Source organism: Paenibacillus sp. J31R109, assembly GCF_059692055.1.
The window spans coordinates 30121-54417 of record NZ_JCAUAR010000008.1 but is presented as its reverse complement, the minus strand read 5'-3'; the positions used below and the strand labels follow the sequence as shown (position 1 = coordinate 54417).

The window sequence follows — 24297 nt, the reverse complement described above, 5'->3', positions numbered from 1 at the left end:
GTTTTTTAAGGAATGGCTACCGTGTTCTTTTCTTGCAATGTAGTGAGGTCGTTCGCTTTAATAAATCCGTTCGAGATGGTATACAGGGTGTCACCAATATAGAGAACGCGCTCCACTTGTTTGTCACCTGCATAAAAGTGCTGCCCTGCTTTTTGCAGCTCCTCCTTCGAGAGATGCGAGATGCCTCCGCGCAACTGGAAACCTTTTTCCAAATCAAGGTTGTAAACATACGCCCCTTGGAAAGCAAAGCTTCCATAAGCACTAGCCACATTTTTCGGATCGATTTTCATTACGGTAACAGGGAAGGAGAGTAGATTTTTCTCTTTGGAGAAGAGCAACGCACGGTGATTGTACAGCAACTCGGAATCCGTTCCCCGATCACCGATCATTTCCGTGAATTTCTCCTTCGGATGATTCACATCAGATACATCGAACAATGCGACTTTCATACCTTGGTAATAGGCGATGGATTGTGATCCAAGCACGTTTTTGTTCTCGACCTCAATGGTATCTTTTCCGAAGCCAATAATATGGTTTTCATCATAAGGATGCAGATAGTTGCTGTATCCAGGGATCTTCAAAGCCCCTAACAATTTGGGCTTATCAGGTTGTTTCAAATCCAAGACGAACAGTGGGTCGGTGTTTTTAAAAGTAACCATGTAGGCGCGGTCACCCATGAAGCGAGTGGAATAAATGCGCTCACCTGGCGCGATGTTTAAGATGTTGCCGACCTCTTTCAGGCTCTCATCGAGAATATAGACATGATTTTTCGACGTTCCTTCATCTGTCCGCCAGATTTCACCTGTGGTTGTAGCCAGACGAAGATAACCGTTATGCTCATCCATGGAGAATTGATTGAGTAGATGGCCAGGCACCTTGCCTGTATGTTGATACACAGCTTTGCCATTGTTCAGCCCGAATTGATATAGAATCGTTTCCTGTTGTTGCTCCTCATATTTCGTTGCGGCCACATATAGGTTCTCTTCGGAGGCGTACACGTTTTGCCCTGAGCCGAGGTAGGAGGTCACATTCATGGTTTCGGTCAGATGATCTAGGTTCATGCCTCCAATGAGGACATAGTTAGGTTCCAATGCTTTAGGCAAATAGTAGATCTGATCCAAGGGAACCGAAGTAAAGGAATCACCTGCTGAAGAATCTCGATAACTAGGAGCCAGCTCTTTTTTCATGCCTTCCATATCCGGAAGTTCGCGGTATTGATAGTAATTCACATATTTATTGGCGATAAAATAGAGGGAGGATCCGATTTTGCGAGAGGAAATATAGTTTCCTTCAAGTTCTGCGTCTTTAACCAGCTTCAGGTTACTGCGATCTGTGAGATCGTAAACCATGACCTTTGTAGTTGCCTGCGAGCGTATAGGTGAGATCAACCTCTTGCCTGTAATTCCGACACTTGTACTGCTGCTAGCGGCCTCATTATAAGGAACTGGCTTGAAATTCTGATAGGATTGCCCCAGCACGATGAGATGCTTATCATCTACGTAGATTTCACTGGGTTGGAACTGCGTGTTTTGTGTTTTGGGGAAATCAAGGATACTCAGTACCTTCATCTGGTCCGCGGGATAAGCCTGGGTGACAACGATGCGCTGCTTATTGACGGTGTAAATGTACGTTCCATCTGACTTAACGACGTCCGACTCATCGACGCCTTGCACTTGTACGTTCGTGCCAGAATACTCGGGCGACACGGATCTGGCTGAATCTTGAACCGCGACACCTGCACTGCCGGCAACAGCTGGCGCTGAGGAAGTCGTGGAAGATTTAGCTATGGCTGATGTGCCCATGAGAGAATCAACGACGATTCCTTTGCTTTCATTCTGCGTCAATAGGGTAACCAAGTGGTCATAGGTACCTACAACTGGCAAGCTGTCAGCTGGCTTGGTGACGCTAACGGAACTGGTTGCGGAATCCCAACGTACAATTTGATCGGCGCTTTCCATGAAGAAACGCAGTGGGACATAGAGGGAGTCATCTACAATTTGTGTAATGCCTTTCATAGTGGTTGCCTGCCCATTTACGTAAGCGTGGTCGGAATGCACGGGCAGCTTCAATTCGTATCCGTTACGTGTAACGACGGCAACCCGTTCAGCGTCATTCCAGGTCACTTCCATCTCTAAAGCGTTTGCAAGATCGCGAACAGAGGCCATCAAAACTCCATCAATCATCCGAGGTTGACTAGCAAAAGTGATCGGTTGGCCCTCAAGCTTAACAATAGTTTCCTGACCAGCATTCGTAGAGACGGGGGTAAAAGCTGAGGTTAAGAGGATCGCGGTCGTTAGGAGGCCGGCGGCTAAAACCTTATTCTTCATGTATCTCATCCTTTGCTTCATATTGTAAGTTTCCATTATTTTTATCTGTATCCACTTAACGGATAGTAGCGGCGATTTGTTTCACTTTTTTGGAAATATTTTTATGTACATTCTTAACGACATTCGGTGGTTGAAAATAGCCTGACAGCCCCATTTTGATATATGATAGTGATATGAAAAATATGGATAAAATGAGTCGTCGTTCCTTTTTGAAAAAGGGTTTACTACTGGGTGGAGGTCTACTATCCGTCCCCCCAATAAGTTACGGGTATGCCACGTGGGTGGAGCCCCGTTGGTTGCAGGTCGAGCGAATTTCGCTCTCTTTCCGGGCACTTCCGGAAGCTTTCAAGGGGCTGCGGGTTGTGCAATTTAGTGATCTTCACTTTGGATTTCATATGGATATCAAGCAATTAACCAAGGTCGCCCAGACGATCCAAGCAGAAAAACCAGATATCGTATGCTTTACAGGTGATCTCGTCGATTATGCGATTGGTGGGCAAGGTCAAGAAATCGGCAATGTGCTGCGTACGATTACTGCAACATACGGCTGCTATGCCGTACTTGGCAATCATGATTACTATGGAGATGTAGAAGAAGTAGCAGACGTTCTAGAGGAAGGGGGATTTCACTGTCTGCGCAATAAGGGGACTAGGCTGCAGAGAGGCAACCAATCCATTTGGATTGCTGGTGTAGAAGATATGTGGGAGGGCGTTCCTAATCTGAAAACAGCGCTGCAATCGGCGAAAAAAGAGGAATGGGTACTCCTCTTGTCCCACGCACCGGATTACGCCGATGTGGCTGCTAGCGAAGCTGTCCATTTGCAGCTCTCGGGCCATTCCCACGGTGGACAAGTGAGATTGCCGATCATAGGTCCGTTGGCTTCGGTTCCCTTTGGTGTTAAATATCCATCCGGACTCTACCAGGTCGGGACTAATAAGTCGCTTACTCTCTATACCAATCGAGGTATCGGTGTGTCCGTGCAACCCATTCGATTCATGTGCCGTCCAGAGATAACGGTTTTCACATTGACTTAAAGAGTTGGCTTTACAATAGGCTAGAAAGGAGGAGTCCAAATGCGGACAAATAGTCTCCTCGAATTGTTCTTGTTTCCACCGACGAACTTGAATCAACAGAAGTTGGAGAAGCAGCTGATGGGCAAAACGGTTCTTATAACGGGCGCCAGCTCCGGCATAGGCGAACAACTCGCTTATCTGTTCTCTGAGATTAAGGTTCACTTGATCTTGGTGGCAAGACGGAGTGAGCAACTCTTAGCTATAAAAAGCCAAATCGAAGCCAAAGCAGCAGCCCGAGTTAGCGTGTTCCCTGCGGATCTTCGAGATCCACAAGACATGGAGAGATTACTGACCTTCCTTCATCAGCTGCCAGATGGATTGGACATTCTCATCAGCAATGCAGGTCATTCGATTAAACGTTCTATTCAGCACTCCGTAGATCGCTATCATGATTTCACCCGGACGATGGCGATTAATTATTTCGCCCCGGTTCAATTAGTGTTGTCTACCCTTCCACTGCTTGAAAAAAAGCAAGGGCACGTCATCCATACGTCTACAATTAATGCCCTACTGCTCCCCTTGCCATATTGGGCTGCTTACCAAGCATCCAAGTCTGCGTTTGACACCTGGTTCCAGTCCGCCTCGCCAGAGCTGAACATGATGGGCATCGCCATGACGGCGGTCTATCTACCGTTAGTTCGAACACCCATGATTCTGCCAACCGCTGCGTATCGTAAGGTTCCCGCAATGTCCCCAGAGCAGGTGGCCAAGATGATCGGCAAAGCGATCTATACGCAGCGAAAGACACTTCAACCATGGTGGTTGATTTTCGGACAGCTGGCTAGCGTATTTCTCCGAGGATATTGGGCGTACGCAATGCCAAGGATGCTGCTCAGGAACAAGGGGAACAGCCATGAGAATCGTTAAGCTGATTTATGTTTTATATCGAATTAGACTCCTCTCGCTGTTCGCGTTATTTCGACTAGCTTCTGCTATGTACATCTCAGGCATCAATCTGATGTCTTTGCTTCATTTTGCAGCTAAAACGTATGGAGATCGAATCGCTCTCGTTGATGAGCGGGAAACCCTTACCTACCGCCAGTTATACTTACAATCCGTGACGTTATCGAGCGAGCTGAAGATGAAATACGGACTTTTAGGCGGTCAAAAAGTAGGCTTTTTGTGCAAAAACCATGCTTCGCTGGTGAAAGCCATCTATGCGGTTTCGTTTGCGGGGGCAGATATCTATTTGCTGAATGCGGAAATGAGCAAGGGGCAATTGCAGCGCATTCTAGAGAGCAAAGACTTTCATCTGGTGATCTATGACGACGAACTAAGCGCCATACTTGTGCAAACGACATATACGAACGCCAAGCTGTTGAGCTATCATGATACAAATCCTGCAATATCCAATATTGCTGACTCCACAAGTTACGAAAAGATCAAACAACATCGAGCTTCCTCAGGGAAACTAGTGCTGCTGACAGGCGGAACCACAGGCAAGGCCAAAGAAGCGGCACATCAACCCTCGCTATTCAATTATTTAGACCCCTTCGCGGGTTTCCTTAAGCGGTTGCAAATCTTGAAAAGGCATACAGCCTACATCGGGACTCCGATTTATCACGGTTATGGGGTAGCGGTGCTGCTCCTTTTCTGCGCATTAGGAAAAAAAGTAGTCATTCATCGGGGATTCGATGCAGAGAAAGCCTGCCGATTAATTCGGGAGCATCAGGTAGATATCGTAACGGTAGTACCTCTAATGCTACATAAAATGTTAAAAACCAATGCGAGCGATTTGAAATCGCTGTCTTGTATAGCTTCAGGCGGTGCCGAGCTTAATCCCAAACTGGTCCGAGAGACGCTAAGTCAATTGGGAGACGTGTTATACAATTTGTATGGCACGTCAGAAGCAGGTTTGAATATCATAGCCGTTCCGCAAGATCTATCTTACTCCGCACATACAATCGGCAGAAAGATAAGCGGTGTCCATCTCAGAATAATGGATGATCAACTACAAGAAGTCGCAATCGGAAGCGTAGGTCAATTTTGTATCCGAAATAGATGGTCAATGAGCAACAAAGGGGATGCATGGATCGAAACCGGCGATTTGGGCTATCGGGATGAGAAGGGCTATTACTTTTTGCGTGGCAGAGTGGACAGTATGATTGTTTCGGCGGGGGAAAATGTGTATCCGCTTGAAGTGGAACAAATGCTACACACGCACCCTTTCATCGAGGATGCCGCTGTCATGGGAATTTCGGATGAGCATTTCGGTCAGCGTTTGAAAGCGTTGGTTCAGTTGGTGCCGGGTGCAGAATTATCAGAAGAGGAACTCTTAAACTGGCTGCGCACTAGATTGGCACGATATCAGCTGCCCAAAGAGATCAGCTTCGTCGAGCATGTACCCTATACCCCATTAGGGAAACGGGATAAAAAAGCGATGGAAAATGAAAAATGACCACCACATGCGCTGATTGTGGCAGTCATTTTGATTAGAATAGTCGGCAGGGTGAAAAGGGTCTTGCGGTGTCCACAAGAAAAATAGCTAAGAGATCAAATAAAACTAAAGGAATGAGAAAGGGCAGGAATGAGATGTGAGCTTTCTTTCCAGTACGTTTTTGTTTTAAATAGACCTGTTGCCCGTCCACTTTCACGATGGTCCCTTTGTAAGTGCCATGTGTTGTTTGTATCATCACTTCGCGATTGAGGTACTTTTTACAAATCAAATAGGAATCTGATCGCATCAAAGGAATACCTCCTTTCTAGCTTTATTAATCTAGTATATGTTCGTCCCATAGAACAAGTGTGTGTGTTACATAATTATTCCTGTTTGGTTGAGCCGAGGCGAGGCGAGGCGGGCATCATACTACTTTTTTATATTATCGCGAGTGACAAATTTCAGAATTTGTCACTCGTAATTTGTTAGTGAAGGTTAGGGGCTATGTGTTAGGCAGTCTAGTAATAGTAGGAGTAAGAGTAAGAGTAAGAGTAAGAGTAAGAGTAAGAGTAAGAGTAAGAGTAAGAGTAAGAGTAAGAGTAAGAGTAAGAGTAAGAGTAAGAGTAAGAGTACGCGACTTGATAAAAAATCAAATTCCTAGGAGGTGATCGTTTGTCGAATCATATATACATCATTACAGGAGCATCAAGCGGGCTTGGTGCCGAATTGACTAGACAGCTTTTAGCAGAAGAAAACGTTGTGTATTGCTTATCACGTACTGAAAATACAGATATTGTAAGGGAAGCGTCCGGATATAGGTATCAGTTCTTCGCTATTGATCTCACTCGTGTAGAGACGTTAAATGATAGGATACAAGAAATGATTTTAACAATAGATCCGAGCCATGTTGATTCAATAACACTCATTAATAATGCGGCTATGGTATCTCCGATCAAAGATATTGAGGCGTGTACCCAGGAAGAAATCATGCTGCATATCCAATTGAACTTAACCGCACCTGTGCTGCTTAGCTCCAGTTTTATCAGCTTAACGTCCGGTTGGAATGTAAAAAGAAGGCTTGTTAACATCACTTCTGGATCAGCTAAGTATCCAGCCCCAAGCATGAGTCTGTATTGTTCCACGAAATCGGCGCTGAATATGTTCTCGCAATGTGTGGGACTCGAGCAAGGACTTGAACCCCATGCGGTTCAAGTCTTTGCAGTCGACCCAGGCATGATGGATACCGAGATGCAGAAAAAAGCGCGTGATTCTGATTTTCCATTAACGGGTTATTTTACAAAACAGAAAGAAGAAGGCAACCTTGCCGACCCGGTTGATGTAGCCCATAAGATTTTAACCTTGATCAACGCTCCACTGATAAAGAATGGCGATATTCATCGCGTGTGAGTGATAAAGAAATATAGGCGTGTACCGAGAATAGGAGAGTTCGCAATGGAACTTCAATGGAGAAAAACGTTCGCTATTATTTTCAGCGGGCAAATCTTTTCAATATTAACCTCATCTATGGTCCAATTCGCTATTATTTGGCACTTGACGGAGACGACGGGTTCAGCCGCGGTATTGATGATTGCTGGACTTGCTGCTTTTTTACCACAAGCGATTCTGGGTCCATTTATAGGCGTCTGGCTTGATCGATGGAACCGAAAAAAAACGATGATTATAGCTGATAGTGCAATTGCGTTTTTTAGCTTGATTTTAGGGATCTACTTCTTCTTTGGTGAACCCAGCTTGGGATTTGTTTATGTGATTTTAATGATACGTTCGACGGCTTCTGCCTTTCATGCGCCAGCATTTCAAGCGGCAATTCCGCTCATAGCTCCTGAAGATCAGTTAACGCGCGTCGCGGGTTGGCATCAAATGGTCTTCTCTTTCTCAACGGTTATTGGGCCTGCGCTTGGAATTGCTGTTTACTCAGCTACTTCCCTCGGAGCGGTATTGTTTCTAGATGTGGTTGGTGCTTTGATCGCAAATATCATGCTGTCATTTGTTAAGATTCGTCAACCCAAAGCAGAGTCTATACATACGCCTTCATTCTTAAAGGAATTTAAGCTTGGCTGGGAGGCTTTTGTTCAAGTAAAACCGATCGTTGTGATCACGTTGGCTACAACCATTTTCGGCATAGCATTCATGCCACTTGCAACGTTGTTTCCTTTTATGACATTGTCGCATTTTGGACGTGGGGGATATAGTGCGAGCCTCATAGAGGCCGTTTTCAGTATTGGTATGGTCTTGGGTGGTGTTATATTATCGGTAATCGCTTCGAAATGGAAGGACATTACTTATATGAGTTTAAGTTTGGTCCTCATTGGCCTAACTTGTCTGATAAGTGGTGTTCTTAGTAAAGAAGCCTTCCTGCTATTCGTGATTCTTTCGTTTTTTATGGGATCGGCTGCTCCTTTTTACAACGGCCCTTTCATGGCGATGATTCAGAGAGCGTATGAACCAGCAATGTTGGGACGTGTTATTTCACTTGTTACCAGTGTCATGATGCTTTCCTCACCAATTGGACTCATGCTAGCGGGGCCGACTGTAGATAAATATGGTGTTCAAATGTGGTTCTTCTGGTCAGGTATTATTGTGATAGTAACCGGTGTCATCTTATTCATTGCGTTCAAACGTATGACAATGGATCTCGTGCAAAGGAATAGCAACGGTCTGGAATAACTTTACAATGACAACGTATTCTTTTATAATATGGGAATATATGTTCTTAGTGGAGGGATTTCAAATTGCTGAAAAGTAGAGAGGATATTATTGCGCTTGTAGGTAAGGATGCGTGGATGATGGATATTCTCAGAGTGGCTCGATCCTTACAACTTCCCGATTGGTGGGTCTGTGCGGGCTTTGTTCGTTCGAAGATCTGGGATGTCCTTCATGAACTTGAAGAAAGAACACCGCTCGCTGATATCGATGTCATCTACTATGATGCTTCCAATACGAGTGAGGCTAGTGAAAAAATGTTCGAAGAGCAGTTACAACAAATCATGCCACATCTACCTTGGTCCGTGAAAAATCAAGCAAGAATGCATGTTGTTAATCATATTCCTCCCTATTCGTCTTCGGTGGATGCCATGTCCAAGTTCCCTGAGACAGCAACTGCTTTAGGGTTGACGTTAGATGATCAGGAGCAGGTACAGTTGGCTGCCCCCTGTGGAATTGACGATGTTCTTCAAATCATCATTAGGCCAACCCCTTATTTCAGAGAGAATAAAGATCTTGTAACTATCTTTGAAAGGCGCCTCGTGCAGAAGGATTTTAAAAGTAAGTGGAGTAAGGTGACCGTAATTCACCAATAGAAGGAAGCCAAGATCAGATGTTGGCGGTGCCGCGCAGTTGCGGCTATTTTTATTTTTACAATAGATAGGGGAAGCATAATGGGCTATGTAGAAGACTTAAGAAAAATTGTAGGGACGATTCCACTTATTCTAGTCGGTGCGGTGGTTATTATTGTGGATGAACATAATAACATTTTATTGCAAAAACGAAATAGTCATCCTGTAGGACGCTATGGCTTACCTGGCGGATTAATGGAATTGGGGGAGTCTACGATCGAGACTGCTCAGAGGGAGGTGTATGAAGAAACAGGACTTACAGTGAGGGACCTCCAATTAATTGATGTATTCTCGGGTAAAGAACATTTTATCAAAACGCCTAATGGTGATGAGTTTTATGTAGTTGTTACAGCTTATTGGACCAAGGCGTATAAGGGTGATTTGAAAATTAATGATGCAGAATCTATGAGTTTAGAATTTAGGAAGTTGAATGAGCTACCTGAGAACATGGTAAAAAGTCATAGAGAAATGATAACGAAGTATATGGCTATGTTGACCTAAAGGAAGACGAACTATAAATGGAGTGTTCCAATATGAAATCACCATCATCCTTTTTAAGGCAAATTCAGATGAAGAGACAACGTATTTCCTCCTACAATGACTATCCTTTTAATCTAGGTGTTATAAAAAGTCTCACTTCGCTTGATTTCCACCCCAAAGTGACCTATATCGTTGGAGAAAATGGCATGGGAAAATCAACGCTTATGGAGTCAATCGCAGTAGCATGGGGATTTAATCCAGAAGGTGGGACTATCAACTTTTCTTTCTCAACGAGAGCATCGCATTCGAACTTGTATGAATATATGCAATTGGTAAAAGGTCCTCATCGACCTAAAGATGGTTTCTTCTTTCGAGCTGAAAGTTACTATAATTTTGCTACAAATATAGATGATCTCGATAATGAATTTTCATTCGGTCGTCCCATCAAAGACTCTTATGGCGGGAAGTCCCTTCATGAGCAGTCACATGGTGAGTCTTTTTTCTCAACATTTGTTCATCGTTTTGGAGGCAATGGCTTATATATATTGGACGAGCCTGAGGCCGCGTTGTCCCCACTCCGTCAAATGGCCATGCTTGCTCGGATTCATGAGCTGGTTCAACAAAATTCACAATTTATCATCTCAACTCACTCACCGATTCTTATGGCTTATCCCGATTCGATTATTTATAATCTCAAGCCGGATGGAATTGAAGTGAAGACATTAGAGGAAACGGATCATTACCTCATTATGAGGCAGTTTCTGAATAACAAAGACAACATGCTCAAGCAGTTATTTGAAAATCAAGAGGATAAAAATTAAACTTCTGTCGTACTGGCATACTTTCACTTCGACAAGCGTATCTCTCAAAGAAAGTTCATCAGAGGGGGAGCATCCATGACTGATTATACGGAGAGTAACCGCGAGCATTGGAACGCCCGTACCGCCGTCAATGCTGCCAGCGCAGCTAGATATGACATCGCGGGGTTCAAAGCAGGCAAATCCTCCTTGACTCCGATTGAACTGGAGGAACTGTGCGATGTGGCGGGGAAGTCGATGCTGCACCTGCAGTGCCATTTTGGTATGGATACACTCTCTTGGGCTCGTCTCGGTGCGAACGTTACGGGGGTGGATTTTTCCGAGGATGCGATTGCCCTCGCTGAGCAATTACGTCAGGAAACAGGGCTAGATGCACGATTCATCTGCACGGACATTTACAAGCTGCCTCAGGTACTTGATGAGAAGTTTGATATCGTTTTTACATCGGGAGGCGTCTTGTGTTGGCTCTCCGATCTTGATCGGTGGGCAAAGGTCATCTCACATTTCCTCAAACCAGGCGGCATCTTGTATTTACTGGATGAGCATCCGTTTCTTAATGTCTTTGATGATACTGCGGATGTGACGGATTTGGACATACGCTACCCTTACTTTCATACAGAGCAACCCCTACGAATCGAAGGTCTCTTGCCACATTCTGATCCCGCGGCTAATCAGCGGGGTGTCGAATACACGTGGAGTTACAGTTTTAGTGATATCCTGAACGCCCTAATTGCTGCGGGTCTGCGCTTAGATTATCTCCACGAGTTTAACTATGGGAGCAATCGACGCTTCCCGTTCATGACGCAGGGCAAAGACGGTTGGTGGCGATGGAACGACGCAACTAATGATATTCCACTCACGTTTTCGCTTCAGGCGACCAAGGGGTAAGGGGGTTGTACACTGGCAAGGAAATAAAAGGTATACCTTCCATTCATCAAATTTGACAGGATCATCTTGTTGCGCAATAATTAGAATGAACGTTCGATCTAATAATTGTGATGATGCTTATTAGTGAAAACGGAAAAGATAAACTGGGAGGTTTTTAACATGAGTAAAACAGTCTTTATTACAGGAACAAGTTCAGGGTTGGGTAAATTAACTGCGATTCGATTTGCTCAAATGGGCTGGAATGTAGCTGCTACTATGCGTACGCCGGAGTTGGAGACGGAACTTACAGCTTACGAAAATATAAAAATTTTCAAACTGGACGTAACCAATGTGGAGCAAGTTCATACCGCGGTAGAGCAAGCGATTGCTGCTTTCGGAAAGATTGACGTGGTCGTTAACAACGCAGGTATGGGGACTTACGGTGCATTGGAATTGGCAAAGGAGGAAGCTATCGATTGGCAGTTTGCCGTGAATGCGCGTGGCCCCATTAATGTTATTCGTGGATTTTTACCACATTACAGAACGACTGGCGGCGGCATGTTTATCAATATTAGTTCATTCATGGGGGTTACAACTGCTGTGCCGCTAGGATCGCTTTATAACATGTCCAAGTTTGCATTGGAAGGATTGACGGAGGGTCTCTATTACGAGCTGAAGCCGTTGAATATCGAACTAAGACTAATCGAACAAGGTGGATCGACAGGGAATAATTTTAAAGGAAATATTACGTGGAACAAAGACGCCGCGATTAAAGACTACGATGATCTGATGACAAAAGTAGAAGAGCGCATCAATAACTCGGATCCTAGCCAATTGGATGACCCACAAATCATTGTGGACGCTATTGTAGCTCAAGCAACAGGAGAAAGCACCAAATTCCGTACTGTCATCGGAGCCAGCGGCAACAATCTTTTAGCCATGAGAAATTCTGTACCTATTGAAGAATATTTGGACACAATAGCTAAGAGTTACATGTAACGTTTGTCCAATGATGCTGACTTGACGAATGTGAATTTGAGTTGTATTTTAGACTGACTAGAACGAGCGTTCAATTTATTAATGGGGAGGGAGGAACAGTATGTTTGTTGCGTATAATAAGGTACAGCGAGCTGTACTAGAAACGACACTTAACATCATTATTCAGAAGGAATTACAGGCAACTTCAATGGCGCTAATCGCCAAAGAGTCCGGCGTCTCGACGGGTAACATTTATCACTATTTTAAAAGCAAAGAAGATATTGTTAACGAGTTATATAAAGCGATTGTGACGTTTAATGGAGATTATGTGCGTGAAGGTATCGATAAGGGTATAACGATCCGTGAGAAGTTTGAGTTGGGATGGAAGCGGGTCATTGCGTTAGGTCAAAAGTATCCGCAGGGATTTCAATTTATTGAGCAGTATTCGTTCTCGCCTTACATTTATGAGGAAGTGAAAAAAGAGGTCTACACAGGTGGTTGGTGTGGACCCATGAACCATTTATACGAAGAAGCCATTGAGCAAAAGTTGTTTAACCCTCTGAATCCAAAAATGATGGTCCAAATGCATTACGGAACTTTCGTCTACATGTTGAAAGGCCATCTGCATGGTGTTTTTGAGTTAACGAATGACAGCATCCATGATGCCATCTGTTCCTGTTGGAGTGCCGTGAAAAAATAGTCGGGCAATGGGAGGGTACTACTTGATGGTTAGAAATACGGCAAAAGCGATAATCGAGCATGATAATAAGCTTCTTTTTATTAAGAAAAAACTTGATGATGTCGGCATTTATTATACCTTACCAGGTGGCGGGCAAGAAACAGGCGAGACAATTGAAGATACGATTCTACGCGAGTGCAAAGAGGAATTGAATGTTAAGGCAAATGTCAAAGAACTGGTTTGCGTTAGGGAATATATATCTAATCATCATGAGTACTCTTTTTTAGTTAAACAGGTGCACGCCATTGAATTCGTCTTTCGTTGTTCCATAGAAGTTGAAGAGGAGATGACTCATTTACAAAATGATGTTGCTCAGATTGGATTTGAGTGGTTGGATATTTCAACAATCATAGAGTCTCTACAACAAGACAGCCCGATAAACGGTCCCCAGTTTCCTCAAACACTCAAACATTTTTTGCAAGAATATTATGTAGGGGGTAGGGTTGAACCCTATTCAAAATTTATATTTAGTTAAGTAACACAATTGAAATCTTAATTTCACACTGAGTTAATAAACCAAGCTTATAATAAAACATGACCCCCCTTTAAAATATGAATGTGGACCCGCAGCCCTTGCTGTGGGTCTCTTTTTTAATCGACCAGGATTCTTGATAGTGATATAGTCGTAATGGGTAAAACAACCAAGATCTGACGGGGAGGTTTTAATTTTGCTTCATGATGTCAAACTTAGTATAGAAATGAAAACAGAAACACTGGAATCTCTCTTACAGCTTCTGGATGATTTCTACGTGTTCCCAGATGTTGCAAACAACATCCGTACAGAGTTTAGTCAAAAACTAGTAAATGGCAGCTATCATGAGGTCACGACGGCATCCGCTTTCTGCGAGCTTGTTACCAAAGATTTGCAAGCCATAAGCAAAGATAAGCATTTGAATGTCTGTTGGAGTAAAGAGGTGCTTCCTCCAAGGAAGGTAGAAGAAAGTACAGCCGATTTTCCAGAGAGCTTAAAAACGCAGTTTATGCTGGATAACTATGGTTTTGCTAAAGTGGAACGACTCCCTGGGAATATTGGATATCTTGAGTTACATAGTTTTGTTCCTCCGGAATTTGCTGGTGAAACAGCTGTCAGCGCGATGAATTTTTTGGCCAATACGAGTGGTTTAATGATTGATCTTCGGAAAAATCGGGGCGGGTCATCCTTTATGGTCGTTCTCCTTGCAAGTTATTTATTGGAGAGCACGCATGCAGTTGCCATTAGTGAATACTACTGGAGACATTACAAAATCACCCAATCTTTTTGGAATATGCCCTATGTTTCAGGTAAAAGATTTGGGGGTAAGAAACCGGTATGCATCTTAACTAGTGAGCAAACATTTTCAGGGGCCGAAGAATTTGCGTATAGCCTCCAAGCACTCAAAAGAGCTTTGGTTATTGGTGAAACTACGGGTGGTGGTGCTAACCCTGGTTGGATGCATCGAATCAATGACCATTTTGAAGTGTTTATTCCAAACGCACATGCTATTAATCCGATAACAAAGGACAGTTGGGAAGGCAAAGGTGTTACTCCGGATATTGAAGTATCACAGGAAGATGCATTCGAGGCTGCTTATGTAACTCTTCTCAAACAAGGCCTAGAGCAAATGATGGATCATCCCATTCCTGGACAAGAGAAACTTAGTAAGGAAATAAGGACAACTTTAGAAAATTTTACAAAGAAATAACTCAATAGAAGCATCGTCAGATGTATGTGGAGGAAAACATGAAGCTATTGGCCTACTTTACACGCACGATCTTAGTACTCGCAACGCTCGGCGCGCTAATGTTACTCGGTCTCGCTTTTCTATTCAACGATACCAGTGAGCCAGCGTACAGACTGCTTGCGATTTGGGGTGGGTATCCGCTTATCGGACTCATCCTTATCATCGTGAACGAGAAATTGCTGCGAAAAGCGTTCGCAAATCGTTCTTTTCGAACTTACGGCCTTTTTTGGGCGTGCGTCGTGATTGTCGTGTTATGCGCTTGGGCAATATCTGCCTATTTGTGAGGTGGTTTACTGATATAGATGTCATTTAACTCCCGTAACTCGAAAAATTCGAGTTACGGCCCAAAAAAGAGGCGCCTTAGCTGCCGTAACTCGAAAAATTCGAGTTACGGCACGAAAAAGAGGCGCCAAAGCTCCCGTAACTCGAAAAATTCGAGTTACGGTACAAAAAAGAGGCGCCAAAGCTCCCGTAACTCGAAAAATTCGAGTTACAGCGCAAGAAAGAGGCGCCAAAGCTCCCGTAACTCGAAAAATTCGAGTTACAGCGCAAGAAAGAGGCGCCTTGGCTCCCGTAACTCGAAAAATTCGAGTTACGGCCCCAAAAAGAGGCGCCTTGGCTCCCGTAACTCGAAAAATTCGAGTTACAGCCCCAAAAAGAGGCGCCTTGGCTCCCGTAACTCGAAAAATTCGAGTTACAGCGCAAGAAAGAGGCGCCAAAGCTCCCGTAACTCGAAAAATTCGAGTTACGGCCCAAAAAAGAGGCGCCTTAGCTCCCGTAACTCGAAAAATTCGAGTTACGGCACAAGAAAAGCATTTTAGCCCGGGCTTGGCGGCATAAAATGCTGAGTACGTTAAATCCCCGTCCATCGGGGATTTTTAATTAAAGGATGTATTTCCAAATCACCCAAGAAATGAAAGCAGATATCCATGAGACGAATCCGAAGATCATCACAATTTTATTCTCACTCCAGCCATACTTTAGACTAAAGTGGTAATGAATAGGTGCCATTCGGAATATTCGCAATTTGGTTTTCTTGTAGTACCACACTTGCAAAATGACGGATAGTTGCTCTGCGATATAAACAAAAAATAAGAGGGGGATCAAAATTTCAACCTTTTCGATGACAGCTAGGAAAGCTAGTGAACCACCAATCGCAAGGGAGCCCGTGTCCCCCATAAACGCTTTTGCCGGATAAATATTGTAAATAAATAAACCCAGTAAGCAGCCAATCATAACTAACGAAAAAGTCTGTACTTCAATTCTTTCGGAGATGACAAAAAAGAAAAAGAACGTTGGTATGGCAACGTTGATTAGAAGTCCATCCAGCCCATCCGTAAAATTGATCGCATTGGCTGAACCAACAATAAATAAGATCATGACAATGAGGTATACGAAAATTGGCAAGTGGAGGTTGAAACCTCTAAATAGGGTTACATCTGAACTCAAGTCGAACTGATAAAGTAAAACAAATAACAAGACAATAGTAAATGAAAATTGAAAAACGAGTTTCGTTTTTCCTGAAATACCTGAGGGGTCCTGGAAAGCAGCCTTTTTAAAGTCGTCCATGAATCCCAGTAAGCCAAATAAAACAAATGTTGCGCCAAGGAAAAGGACCAGTGGCAGCGGGTGGAAGTATGTTGAAGTAATTACCCCGATAAGAAGGATAATTCCTGCCATTAGTGGGGTACCACGTTTGGCCTGATGGTCAGGTGGCAACTCGACTCGGATGGGTTGCGTCAGCTTTAAACTGCGCAATGTCCATATTAAAAAAGGTGTTAACATAGCGACAAGTAGAAATGAGACACTTAAAGCACTTAATAATGAACTCTCCATCGTGGTTCTCCCCTAACGAAATCATTTAAATTCGTATAAGATAGTATACGACACCTATATGGACAAATAGTCCCTTTAAAAAGCTTGTTTCCAATATTTTACTTGAGTTAAATAACCATAGTCCAGCAGTGGAGGAGAACAATATGCAAAAAAATTATCAGAATCTCATTGACGATAAGATTTTCTTCGGCGGAGCCGCGGATGTGACAGACATGGTGAACAACGAAAATGTGGAAGTGATTGTAGATCTACGTGGTGAAGCGACGGAATGTGCTGATCCAAACGCAAAGGTAGAATGGATCAAAGTCCCCTTGGGAGACAATGCAGAGGGTCCTCAAGATGAGCTATTCCAGAAGGCGATTGGCCATGTGGTCGAGGCGTACAAAAGTGGTAAGAAAGTGGGCTTTCACTGTGGTGGCGGCGGTGGTCGAGCCGGTGCAGTAGCTGCTGGAACCCTAATTACCTTAGGCATAGCGAAGAGTCTTGACGAAGCCGAGGCAATGGCAAAAAGCATACGTCCCAAAGTAAACATAAAGCCTCCGCAGCGTGAAGCTCTTGAGAAAATCTATGGAAGTGGAAGCCTTAAAAATAACACATAAATGTGGTTGTCCCTTCACGAACTCGATCAAAAAAGAGCTTGCCTCACGGAAGCTCTTTCGTGTGTTCCAAAATCAACTAATTCCCGTAAATATCTACCTCGGTAATGCTATTCCATCCATTGCCGGATGAGTTGCCATGGCCAACAATTCTTACGTAGCGACCAGCGGTGTCAGTGAAGTCGTATTGGACCTGAGAGAGCGTCTGCGTACTCACTTTATTACTCACGACCGTTGACCAAGCCGAGCCATCTGCGGATACTTGGATATCGAACGTTGTAGTACGCACATCCCCTTGATGAAAAGCTATGGACAAGTAAGCAATTGTTTTGCTGGAGCCTAGATCATACCTGATCCAATGTCCATCACCTTGTGAGGACCAACGCGTGCTCAAACTGTTGTCGATGGTATTCGATGCAACATTGCCATCATTACCACTATCCGTCACTGCGGATACGCTCAGAATGACAGGGTTTGTACCGCCACCTCCCGAACAGCTTGTGTAGGTAGTAACACTGCCTGTATACATGTTGCCGGAAGGACTGCGTGTATTTCCGCATGCTTTTGCAGACCCGCCATCCACATTAACAACATAAGGCGTGCTATTATCCATATTGGCTATATTGTTATAGAAGTCATTATTAAAGCCCCAGCCTGTGGAACGTTCGTGTACCTGGAAAGCATCCACAATGACGGAATTCCCATTTCGATTCACCGTGTTATTTCGAATGATTGAATTATTCCCTTTAACATCCATAAAGCTGTCAGAGTAATTCGCTCCGCTAATCCCTGTACCGTTAAATGTACTGTTCTCCACAATGGTCCCAGTCGTACCTTCCTTAATGTCGACAGATTCAGCTCTAACGTTAGGGCCGATGGTTACATTGCTTATTTTGTTATTGTTCGTCGCCGCATTATAAGTTCCCCATTTGCCTACATCAGATCCCACATACACACCCTCACCGTAATCAGGGGTAAGCGTGCCCGTATCATGGACGGAGGAATTCTGGATCGTATTATTCGAGCTTCCATCACGATAATGGACGCCTTCTTCACCGATATTGTAGACTTCAACGCCATCAATCAGACCATTGTTAGCGTTATCTTGCATGATGCCTTTTTTCGCATTTGTTATTTTCAAGTCTTTGATTTGAACATAATCACCTGTGATGTATAACGTATAACCGCTTGAGGTGCCGCCTCCATTTAAGATGGCTTTGGAAGAAGCACTTGCGCTCTTAAGGACAATTGGGTTAGATGAGGTGCCATTAGCAGCAACAACGAAATTTCCAGTATAAGTACCTGATGCGAGAATAATGGTATCTCCGGCTGCTGCGCTCGCTAGCGCACTCGTAAGGCAGGAAGCTGTACTACAATTCGTAGTAGCCGCATAGCTGCGCCCCGGAACAATCATTGTAAAAATGAACAGCACCATGAGTACGACGACGTGTAACTGCGTAGATCTAGTTGGAAGTTTCATGAACGTGGACATAAAATACCTCCTCATTTGTGATAACGCTTACAAACATAATCGTAGAACGTGCCAAGCATAAAAGGTAGTGGCTATCTTTATATCGGATTGTGTAATTTTTGGAAACCGAATAAAATAATCATATTGCGATTTTTTCATGAAAAGGAGTATTCCGATGAACTTAAATGATCTTCATCAGTATCTGCCATCACTGAACAATGTGACCGAAATGACGCGGATTACGAAAGGATTCTCCTTTGATGGGAAATATTTTTTGTATGAGAGTAGTCCAACTCCCACGTATGTATTACGCACATCACCTTTGGATCAAATACAAAAAAAAAGAGCGGAATTCGACGTTGTTGCTAACGTGTATGCGAAGGGAGTAAAAACTTCCGAGCCTATTGCAGTTGGATCCATACCTACATTAGATATTTGTTATATGCTGCTGAGTTATGTGGAAGGAGAGGATGCCTTTGACATATTACCTTCCTTAACGGATGACGAGCAATACCACATTGGGTTGGAGGCTGGTCGTGAGCTGCGACTTATGCATGACCTACCTGCTCCGCACGCAGAAGACTGGTATGAGAAGCGATTCTCAAAGCATCTTCGTCAATACGATAACTATCGCAATTGTGGCGTTAAGCTTCCAGAAGAAGAGGCGGTCCTCTCTTTTATACATAAGCACGTAAACGACATGCAAAATCGTCCTAACCGCTTCCAGCATGATGATTTTCACACGAGCAATCTTCTTATTCATAAACGCAGCTACGCGGGAGCTATTGATTATAACCGATATGACTGGGGAGACCCTTATCATGATTTTCTGAAAATTGCCTACTTTAGCCGCGAGGTTAGTATCCCGTTCTGCAGGGGGCAAATACTCGGCTACTTTGATGGCACGGTGCCAGATGAATTCTGGCGATTGTATGCACTCTATACGGCGATGATTATTTTCCCGACAATTACGTGGACGCTGCAGGTGGTTCCTGAACAGTTGGCATCTATGTTAGATAGAATTCGTGTTGTTTTAGAGGATCATCACAACTTTGAGAGATGTATACCCCATTGGTTTACTCCTTCCAATTAGCATTATCATATATCTCCTAATTTTTGGCATATGCAAGCATGTCTTACATACAATGGAGATGTACAAGATACTGCTTGACTATGGGGGAGCTATGAAGTCAAAAACGCTCATGATTTTACAAATTGCCGCTACGTATATGGGGACTGTGGTGGGGGCAGGATTTGCCTCTGGACAGTCCATTATGCACTTCTTTACCATCTACGGAGCGTATGGCGGAGTTGGCATCGGGATTGCAACGGCCTTTTTCATATGGATCGGTACGAAAATGATGATCCTCTCTCATAGACTGAAGGCGTCCTCCTACCAGGAGTTGAACCATTATCTATTCGGGCGTTTGTTTGGAAAAGTTGCCAATGCCTTAACGTTTATCATCCTATTTGGTGTAACCGCTGTGATGATGTCCGGTACGGGGTCTATTTTCGAGGAGCAGCTGGGATTGCCTTATCAATTTGGCATTATCATTAGTATATTATTGTGCTACTTGGTCATGAGCAAAGAGATGCATGGGATTCTAGCTATCAATTCCCTTGTCATGCCGTTGATGCTTTTTTTCATGGTGCTTGTGATCACCCGAGTTGTTGGTATAGATGGTATGCATGGAGCTGGGAATTGGCAAGAACTGCAAGTCATGACGCATTTGAAATGGATCCTAAGTCCGTTTACGTATGTGGCTTTAAATTTTGCCTTTGCACAAGCGGTAATGGTGCCACTAGGCAGTGAGGTGAAGGATGAGAGCATCCTGAAATGGGGAGGCTTATGGGGAGGCATTGGGCTTGGTGTTATGCTGCTCATTAGCCATTTTGCGATACAGACACGGATGCCAGAGATTTTGAATTTCGATATTCCGATGGCTGAAATTATCCGCGGATTTGGGCAATTCGTCCATGTCCTATTCATCCTCGTTATTTACGGGGAAATATTAACGACGTTGATTGGCAATGTATTTGGAATCACGCGACATATTGGGCGAATCTATCCACTCCCACGGAACTGGGTAGTTTTGGCTACATTAGTGGCATGTTTACTAATCAGTCAAGTTGGCTTTACATCACTTCTCACGTATTTGTATCCCGTCTTTGGGTATATGGGGATGATTCTTCTCATTTTTCTAATCGTCAGACCCGTCCCTACTAAATAAATCTATGCTTTGAAGGAGCACTTGGTATGTTCGTTACTACAATTAAAAACGTGGAAATTCGACGCTTGAGTCGTGCTGATGTTCCAGCGATTCGAGCTCTTATGGTTGATGTCGTATCTCGACTTTCTTCGCCGGACCTTTTTGCTATGGATGATGAGAATTATTTGGAAGATCACATAGAAGGAAAAGGGGAGATATACGGCGCTTTTCAAAATGAGGAGCTTGTTGCTTATTCCGTATTGGCGTTCCCTGGTTCAAGTGAAAGTAATCTTGCCAGGGAATTTGGAGTACCCGAGTCCGAATTAACCTACGTTGCCGTCCTAGATGCTACCATTGTTCATGAATCGGTTCGTGGTCAAGGGCTACAGCGTTATTTCCATGCCTTGCGCGAAGAGCGCGCTCGTGAAAATGGCTACCGGTACGTATATGCGACGGTTCATCCCCAGAATGTTGTAAGCAAAAATAATCTAGAAGCAGATGGGTTTACGCATCAATTCACCCGCCTCATGTACAATGGCAAGCTAAGGCATTGTTATGCCAAGCACTTACAATAAAGAGCAGGCGCAATAGTTCTATTCCATAGAAGATGTACTTGACCTTAGGGAGGTGTGACCGTGAACTACGTGGAAACAACGAGATTGCGCTTACGCGACTGGGAAGAAGCGGACCTTGAACCATTTTGCCAATTAAATGCGGATGAAGAGGTCATGAGATTTTTCCCGAAAACCTTATCGAAGGATGAAACGCGTGCGTTCTATCATGCCATTCAAGCGGAATTTAAAGAATGCGGATTTGGCTTTTATGCGGTGGAGACCAAAGAAAATAATGAGTTTATCGGATTTATTGGCTTTCATAGGGCTATATTTAAAGCTGAATTTACCCCCTGTATAGAAATTGGATGGCGGCTTAAGAAGGAAGCTTGGGGAAAAGGCTACGCAACGGAGGGGGCCGAAGCCTGCTTGCGCTATGGATTTGACGAATTAGGATTGGACGAAGTGTATAGTTTCACAGCCGAAGTAAATAAACCATCACAAAGCGTCATGATGAAGATAGGCATGCGTTTCGTCAACGAGTTCAACCATTCGAAAGTGGAGAAGGATAGTCCGCTTTATAAACATGTGTTATATCACATCCATGCCAAATAAAATGTTGGAGCCCATGTATAAATGATGATGACTTTGGCCATACTAGGTATTACTGCGTTAAAAATGAAAAAAGAAGTAAACCTGTTTACCGGATAATGTTCGAATAATAAATGTATCCATATTGGAATTGAAATTGAATAAAGTATTGCCTGCAATATGTTTCATTTCTCTTTTCGGGTAAGACGCAAGTAGGAAGAGGCCGGATCTATGATCTGGCTTCTTTTTTATTGTGTATATGTTAAAATAAGGAATATTATTATTCAGTTACAATAGGTTTAAGAAGGAGTTGACTGTTCGTATGACTGCACGGTTACCGCGCAAGATCACAAGAAGATCCTTTTTGAGCTCATCAAGTAAAGTAGTGCTAGGCGTGTCTGGCCTCATATTAGGAAATACGGCTTTGTTTTATTACGGAGCAGCCCACGGGCAAAAGCAGGAAGATCGGACTACGAAAGAAATTCCCAGTAGTTTCGTGAAGATCGGTGAAGTGGAGCGGCTGAAGGCTTTAACTGGTTTCGAGCGGGTCTACTATACCGCTACGATTGTAGATGCGTGGGTTAAGACGCCTAAACAAGGCTTCGTGTATGTGACGAAAGATGAGCGCGGCGCGCTCGTGATCCTTTCCCCAGCCTGTACGCATCTGGGTTGTACGGTGGAGCCGGCAACCGAAGCGCAGCGAAGCCGCAAAAAGGAGCTTTTCTTCTGGTGCCCCTGTCACGGAGCAGAATTCGATATCGTAGGGAATGATGTTTTTATGGGGCTGCCGAGATTGGAAACGTATGAACCCTACATTATCGAGGGGCATGTATACGTGGATATTGCGACGCCGATGAAGTGAATAGGGCTCGAGAAACAGATAAAAAACCACAACCTTCACGGTTGTGGTTTTCAGCATATAGACTTAGGCATTTCTTCTTCGTGCCCAGAATTGTTTCCATTGAAAATATACGAAGCATCCGAAGCAAAATCCGCTTAAGGCAAGCACGACTGCTATGGTCAGCATGCTTAGTGTGATGTAAGCCAAAGTCATGCTACTGAAGAGTACAGCTGTTAGGGTAACAGCCAGAAAAAGGATCGCTAACAGGTTGTTGAAACGCAGCAACTCGCGGCTTTCGGTTCGTGAACTGACAGGAAAGAGTGGGGAGAACAGCCGGACGAATAGATTGTATTTTACGCCGTAGGAACGACTAATGAGCTGAATGATCAAAGGAACGACAAGAATCCAAAGCTGCTGACTGAGAACACTGGCAACTATACTTAACAGAATACCGAGTTGATTACCCCGTACACGATGCAAGGGAACCTCATCTACACAATCATAATCGCCCCGTAAAAGTTGGTTCGTCATGTCTGGTCATCCTCCGTTTACAATGAAATGTTAGTATCACTATTATACACTAATTCATAGTATTCGGGTAGGATTTAAATAAATTATTTATGGCTGTGAGTTTCTCATAAACATACTCGGGGTCATGCCTTGCCATTTACGAAACTGATTCGTGAAATGGTTATAGTTCTGAAAACCAACATCATAACACACTTCCGAAGCGCTGCGTCCTTTGTGGGCTAGCATCATAACTGCTTGTTGAATCCGCATACGATTCAGTGTATCAATGATGGAGTAGCCAGTGCTCGCTTTAAAAAGGTGAGATAATCTCGACGGAGAAAGTCCGACTGTCTGAGCAAGACTATCCAAGCGAATTTCTTCGCGCATCTGTTGTGAAAGCAAGCGGAGCACTTCTTCGATGCGGGGGTCGATTTTACGTAAGCTTTTCTGCGCCATAATCAAGATGATTTCCCGTAGGGAACTGCAACAGAGCTCGAACCAATATTCGCCGCGTTCACGGGAGTCTGCCAATATGCGGGCAAAAGCTAGGTAAATTCGCTCTTGGATGGATTCGTTCTCTATGTTGACGAGGAGCTGCCCTTCCTGTGGGAGCAAGTTCGTTTCTGTTAGTGTGGAGGGGAAATGCACCCATACGAATTGCCAGGTATGGTTTTTCATCGTGCCATAATCATGGGGTGTACCTGGTGCCAACAAAATGAGGGCTCCTTTCTTGCAGATTTGTTCAGCTCCTTGGTAATTAACGAAGCCTGCTCCCTCTAAGGTAAACATCAATAACCAATCATCCCGACCGTGAGGACGCTTCATAAAATAGGAATCAGGTTCTAGGAAATGGCCAGCGAATAATCCATTTGTATCTAATATCATGATGGGAAACCCCTTCTTTTCCTGTTTAAGATCGATTCTAGTATACCATGGAATAGCAGGATTATAGGAATCA

General features: G+C 43.9%; 26 protein-coding genes. 20 read left to right on the top strand and 6 right to left on the bottom strand.

The window, feature by feature from the left end; all coding sequences use genetic code 11:
- Positions 1 to 5: 5 nt before the first annotated feature.
- Complete coding sequence (locus AC58QT_RS20350; protein ID WP_497410623.1) at positions 6 to 2327, bottom strand: beta-propeller domain-containing protein; 2322 nt, start codon at positions 2325 to 2327, stop codon at positions 6 to 8.
- A gap of 296 nt (positions 2328 to 2623) precedes the next feature.
- Here AC58QT_RS20350 and AC58QT_RS20345 point away from each other — a divergent pair, with 296 nt between their 5' ends.
- From AC58QT_RS20345 to AC58QT_RS20335, 3 genes are read left to right on the top strand one after another with little or no spacing between them, the layout of a single operon-like run.
- Complete coding sequence (locus tag AC58QT_RS20345) at positions 2624 to 3361, top strand: metallophosphoesterase (RefSeq protein WP_497410622.1); 738 nt, start codon at positions 2624 to 2626, stop codon at positions 3359 to 3361.
- Positions 3362 to 3400: 39 nt separating this feature from the next.
- Positions 3401 to 4267: an SDR family NAD(P)-dependent oxidoreductase gene (locus AC58QT_RS20340; protein ID WP_497410621.1), complete on the top strand. Its 867-nt coding sequence runs from the start codon at positions 3401 to 3403 to the stop codon at positions 4265 to 4267.
- A complete protein-coding gene (locus AC58QT_RS20335; RefSeq protein ID WP_497410620.1) occupies positions 4254 to 5798 on the top strand; it encodes an AMP-binding protein in 1545 nt (514 codons plus the stop codon). The genes AC58QT_RS20340 and AC58QT_RS20335 overlap by 14 nt, the downstream gene beginning before the upstream one ends.
- Positions 5799 to 5832: 34 nt before the next feature.
- Here AC58QT_RS20335 and AC58QT_RS20330 read toward each other — a convergent pair whose 3' ends face one another.
- Complete coding sequence (locus AC58QT_RS20330) at positions 5833 to 6084, bottom strand: hypothetical protein (RefSeq protein ID WP_310499557.1); 252 nt, start codon at positions 6082 to 6084, stop codon at positions 5833 to 5835.
- Between the two features lie 365 nt (positions 6085 to 6449).
- On the opposite strand from AC58QT_RS20330, the gene AC58QT_RS20325 reads away from it, so the two are divergent.
- The 11 genes from AC58QT_RS20325 (at position 6450) to AC58QT_RS20275 (ending at position 15017) form a co-directional block, all read left to right on the top strand.
- Positions 6450 to 7184 (top strand): SDR family NAD(P)-dependent oxidoreductase, encoded by a 735-nt coding sequence (locus tag AC58QT_RS20325; protein WP_497410619.1) that lies wholly within the window; start codon positions 6450 to 6452, stop codon positions 7182 to 7184.
- Between the two features lie 45 nt (positions 7185 to 7229).
- Positions 7230 to 8462 (top strand): MFS transporter, encoded by a 1233-nt coding sequence (locus AC58QT_RS20320; protein ID WP_497410618.1) that lies wholly within the window; start codon positions 7230 to 7232, stop codon positions 8460 to 8462.
- Between the two features lie 116 nt (positions 8463 to 8578).
- Entirely contained in the window at positions 8579 to 9094 is a 516-nt protein-coding gene (locus AC58QT_RS20315; protein ID WP_497410814.1) for a nucleotidyltransferase family protein, read from the top strand.
- Positions 9095 to 9172: 78 nt separating this feature from the next.
- Positions 9173 to 9631 (top strand): NUDIX hydrolase, encoded by a 459-nt coding sequence (locus AC58QT_RS20310; RefSeq protein WP_497410617.1) that lies wholly within the window; start codon positions 9173 to 9175, stop codon positions 9629 to 9631.
- Positions 9632 to 9663: 32 nt separating this feature from the next.
- On the top strand, positions 9664 to 10431 hold the full coding sequence (locus tag AC58QT_RS20305) for an AAA family ATPase (protein WP_497410616.1): 768 nt from the start codon (positions 9664 to 9666) through the stop codon (positions 10429 to 10431).
- Positions 10432 to 10506: 75 nt separating this feature from the next.
- Positions 10507 to 11316, top strand: a complete 810-nt coding sequence (locus tag AC58QT_RS20300) for a class I SAM-dependent methyltransferase (protein WP_497410615.1) — start codon at positions 10507 to 10509, stop codon at positions 11314 to 11316.
- Positions 11317 to 11475: 159 nt separating this feature from the next.
- Entirely contained in the window at positions 11476 to 12294 is an 819-nt protein-coding gene (locus tag AC58QT_RS20295) for an SDR family oxidoreductase (RefSeq protein ID WP_497410614.1), read from the top strand.
- A gap of 100 nt (positions 12295 to 12394) precedes the next feature.
- The gene (locus AC58QT_RS20290) at positions 12395 to 12973 is read left to right on the top strand and encodes a TetR/AcrR family transcriptional regulator (protein WP_497410613.1); all 579 of its coding nucleotides are present in this window, start codon (positions 12395 to 12397) and stop codon (positions 12971 to 12973) included.
- Between the two features lie 25 nt (positions 12974 to 12998).
- The gene (locus AC58QT_RS20285; RefSeq protein WP_497410612.1) at positions 12999 to 13487 is read left to right on the top strand and encodes an NUDIX domain-containing protein; all 489 of its coding nucleotides are present in this window, start codon (positions 12999 to 13001) and stop codon (positions 13485 to 13487) included.
- A gap of 193 nt (positions 13488 to 13680) precedes the next feature.
- Complete coding sequence (locus AC58QT_RS20280; RefSeq protein ID WP_497410611.1) at positions 13681 to 14694, top strand: S41 family peptidase; 1014 nt, start codon at positions 13681 to 13683, stop codon at positions 14692 to 14694.
- Positions 14695 to 14732: 38 nt separating this feature from the next.
- Entirely contained in the window at positions 14733 to 15017 is a 285-nt protein-coding gene (locus tag AC58QT_RS20275; protein WP_497410610.1) for a hypothetical protein, read from the top strand.
- Positions 15018 to 15615: 598 nt separating this feature from the next.
- On the opposite strand, the gene mraY is transcribed toward AC58QT_RS20275, so the two are convergent.
- On the bottom strand, positions 15616 to 16569 hold the full coding sequence (mraY, locus tag AC58QT_RS20270; protein WP_497410609.1) for a phospho-N-acetylmuramoyl-pentapeptide-transferase: 954 nt from the start codon (positions 16567 to 16569) through the stop codon (positions 15616 to 15618).
- Positions 16570 to 16712: 143 nt separating this feature from the next.
- Between mraY and AC58QT_RS20265 the strand changes: the two genes are divergently transcribed.
- Positions 16713 to 17168, top strand: a complete 456-nt coding sequence (locus tag AC58QT_RS20265; RefSeq protein ID WP_497410608.1) for a protein-tyrosine phosphatase family protein — start codon at positions 16713 to 16715, stop codon at positions 17166 to 17168.
- 76 nt (positions 17169 to 17244) lie between these two features.
- Here the strand turns inward: AC58QT_RS20265 and AC58QT_RS20260 are convergent, their stop codons facing one another.
- Positions 17245 to 18657, bottom strand: coding sequence for a discoidin domain-containing protein (locus tag AC58QT_RS20260; protein WP_497410607.1), 1413 nt, complete (start codon positions 18655 to 18657; stop codon positions 17245 to 17247).
- A gap of 154 nt (positions 18658 to 18811) precedes the next feature.
- Between AC58QT_RS20260 and AC58QT_RS20255 the strand changes: the two genes are divergently transcribed.
- From AC58QT_RS20255 to AC58QT_RS20235, 5 genes are all read left to right on the top strand, one after another.
- Positions 18812 to 19729: an aminoglycoside phosphotransferase family protein gene (locus AC58QT_RS20255; RefSeq protein WP_497410606.1), complete on the top strand. Its 918-nt coding sequence runs from the start codon at positions 18812 to 18814 to the stop codon at positions 19727 to 19729.
- 91 nt (positions 19730 to 19820) lie between these two features.
- Positions 19821 to 20867, top strand: a complete 1047-nt coding sequence (locus tag AC58QT_RS20250) for a YkvI family membrane protein (RefSeq protein WP_497410605.1) — start codon at positions 19821 to 19823, stop codon at positions 20865 to 20867.
- A gap of 26 nt (positions 20868 to 20893) precedes the next feature.
- Complete coding sequence (locus AC58QT_RS20245; RefSeq protein ID WP_497410604.1) at positions 20894 to 21421, top strand: GNAT family N-acetyltransferase; 528 nt, start codon at positions 20894 to 20896, stop codon at positions 21419 to 21421.
- A 60-nt stretch (positions 21422 to 21481) separates the two neighbouring features.
- Entirely contained in the window at positions 21482 to 22012 is a 531-nt protein-coding gene (locus tag AC58QT_RS20240) for a GNAT family N-acetyltransferase (RefSeq protein ID WP_497410603.1), read from the top strand.
- Positions 22013 to 22310: 298 nt separating this feature from the next.
- The gene (locus AC58QT_RS20235; protein ID WP_497410602.1) at positions 22311 to 22850 is read left to right on the top strand and encodes a QcrA and Rieske domain-containing protein; all 540 of its coding nucleotides are present in this window, start codon (positions 22311 to 22313) and stop codon (positions 22848 to 22850) included.
- A 63-nt stretch (positions 22851 to 22913) separates the two neighbouring features.
- Here the strand turns inward: AC58QT_RS20235 and AC58QT_RS20230 are convergent, their stop codons facing one another.
- A complete protein-coding gene (locus AC58QT_RS20230) occupies positions 22914 to 23360 on the bottom strand; it encodes a DUF4395 domain-containing protein (protein ID WP_497410601.1) in 447 nt (148 codons plus the stop codon).
- A gap of 87 nt (positions 23361 to 23447) precedes the next feature.
- Positions 23448 to 24224, bottom strand: coding sequence for a helix-turn-helix domain-containing protein (locus AC58QT_RS20225; protein WP_497410600.1), 777 nt, complete (start codon positions 24222 to 24224; stop codon positions 23448 to 23450).
- Positions 24225 to 24297: the final 73 nt, after the last annotated feature.

Coding starts and splice junctions, on each gene's coding strand:
- AC58QT_RS20350 (WP_497410623.1), bottom strand. CDS start 2,327: ATGAAGAATAAGGTTTTAGCCGCCGGCCTCCTAACGACCGCGATCCTC.
- AC58QT_RS20340 (WP_497410621.1), top strand. CDS start 3,401: ATGCGGACAAATAGTCTCCTCGAATTGTTCTTGTTTCCACCGACGAAC.
- AC58QT_RS20335 (WP_497410620.1), top strand. CDS start 4,254: ATGAGAATCGTTAAGCTGATTTATGTTTTATATCGAATTAGACTCCTC.
- AC58QT_RS20330 (WP_310499557.1), bottom strand. CDS start 6,084: ATGCGATCAGATTCCTATTTGATTTGTAAAAAGTACCTCAATCGCGAA.
- AC58QT_RS20320 (WP_497410618.1), top strand. CDS start 7,230: ATGGAACTTCAATGGAGAAAAACGTTCGCTATTATTTTCAGCGGGCAA.
- AC58QT_RS20315 (WP_497410814.1), top strand. CDS start 8,579: ATGATGGATATTCTCAGAGTGGCTCGATCCTTACAACTTCCCGATTGG.
- AC58QT_RS20310 (WP_497410617.1), top strand. CDS start 9,173: ATGGGCTATGTAGAAGACTTAAGAAAAATTGTAGGGACGATTCCACTT.
- AC58QT_RS20305 (WP_497410616.1), top strand. CDS start 9,664: ATGAAATCACCATCATCCTTTTTAAGGCAAATTCAGATGAAGAGACAA.
- AC58QT_RS20300 (WP_497410615.1), top strand. CDS start 10,507: ATGACTGATTATACGGAGAGTAACCGCGAGCATTGGAACGCCCGTACC.
- AC58QT_RS20295 (WP_497410614.1), top strand. CDS start 11,476: ATGAGTAAAACAGTCTTTATTACAGGAACAAGTTCAGGGTTGGGTAAA.
- AC58QT_RS20290 (WP_497410613.1), top strand. CDS start 12,395: ATGTTTGTTGCGTATAATAAGGTACAGCGAGCTGTACTAGAAACGACA.
- AC58QT_RS20285 (WP_497410612.1), top strand. CDS start 12,999: ATGGTTAGAAATACGGCAAAAGCGATAATCGAGCATGATAATAAGCTT.
- AC58QT_RS20275 (WP_497410610.1), top strand. CDS start 14,733: ATGAAGCTATTGGCCTACTTTACACGCACGATCTTAGTACTCGCAACG.
- mraY (WP_497410609.1), bottom strand. CDS start 16,569: ATGGAGAGTTCATTATTAAGTGCTTTAAGTGTCTCATTTCTACTTGTC.
- AC58QT_RS20265 (WP_497410608.1), top strand. CDS start 16,713: ATGCAAAAAAATTATCAGAATCTCATTGACGATAAGATTTTCTTCGGC.
- AC58QT_RS20260 (WP_497410607.1), bottom strand. CDS start 18,657: ATGTCCACGTTCATGAAACTTCCAACTAGATCTACGCAGTTACACGTC.
- AC58QT_RS20255 (WP_497410606.1), top strand. CDS start 18,812: ATGAACTTAAATGATCTTCATCAGTATCTGCCATCACTGAACAATGTG.
- AC58QT_RS20250 (WP_497410605.1), top strand. CDS start 19,821: ATGAAGTCAAAAACGCTCATGATTTTACAAATTGCCGCTACGTATATG.
- AC58QT_RS20245 (WP_497410604.1), top strand. CDS start 20,894: ATGTTCGTTACTACAATTAAAAACGTGGAAATTCGACGCTTGAGTCGT.
- AC58QT_RS20235 (WP_497410602.1), top strand. CDS start 22,311: ATGACTGCACGGTTACCGCGCAAGATCACAAGAAGATCCTTTTTGAGC.
- AC58QT_RS20230 (WP_497410601.1), bottom strand. CDS start 23,360: ATGACGAACCAACTTTTACGGGGCGATTATGATTGTGTAGATGAGGTT.
- AC58QT_RS20225 (WP_497410600.1), bottom strand. CDS start 24,224: ATGATATTAGATACAAATGGATTATTCGCTGGCCATTTCCTAGAACCT.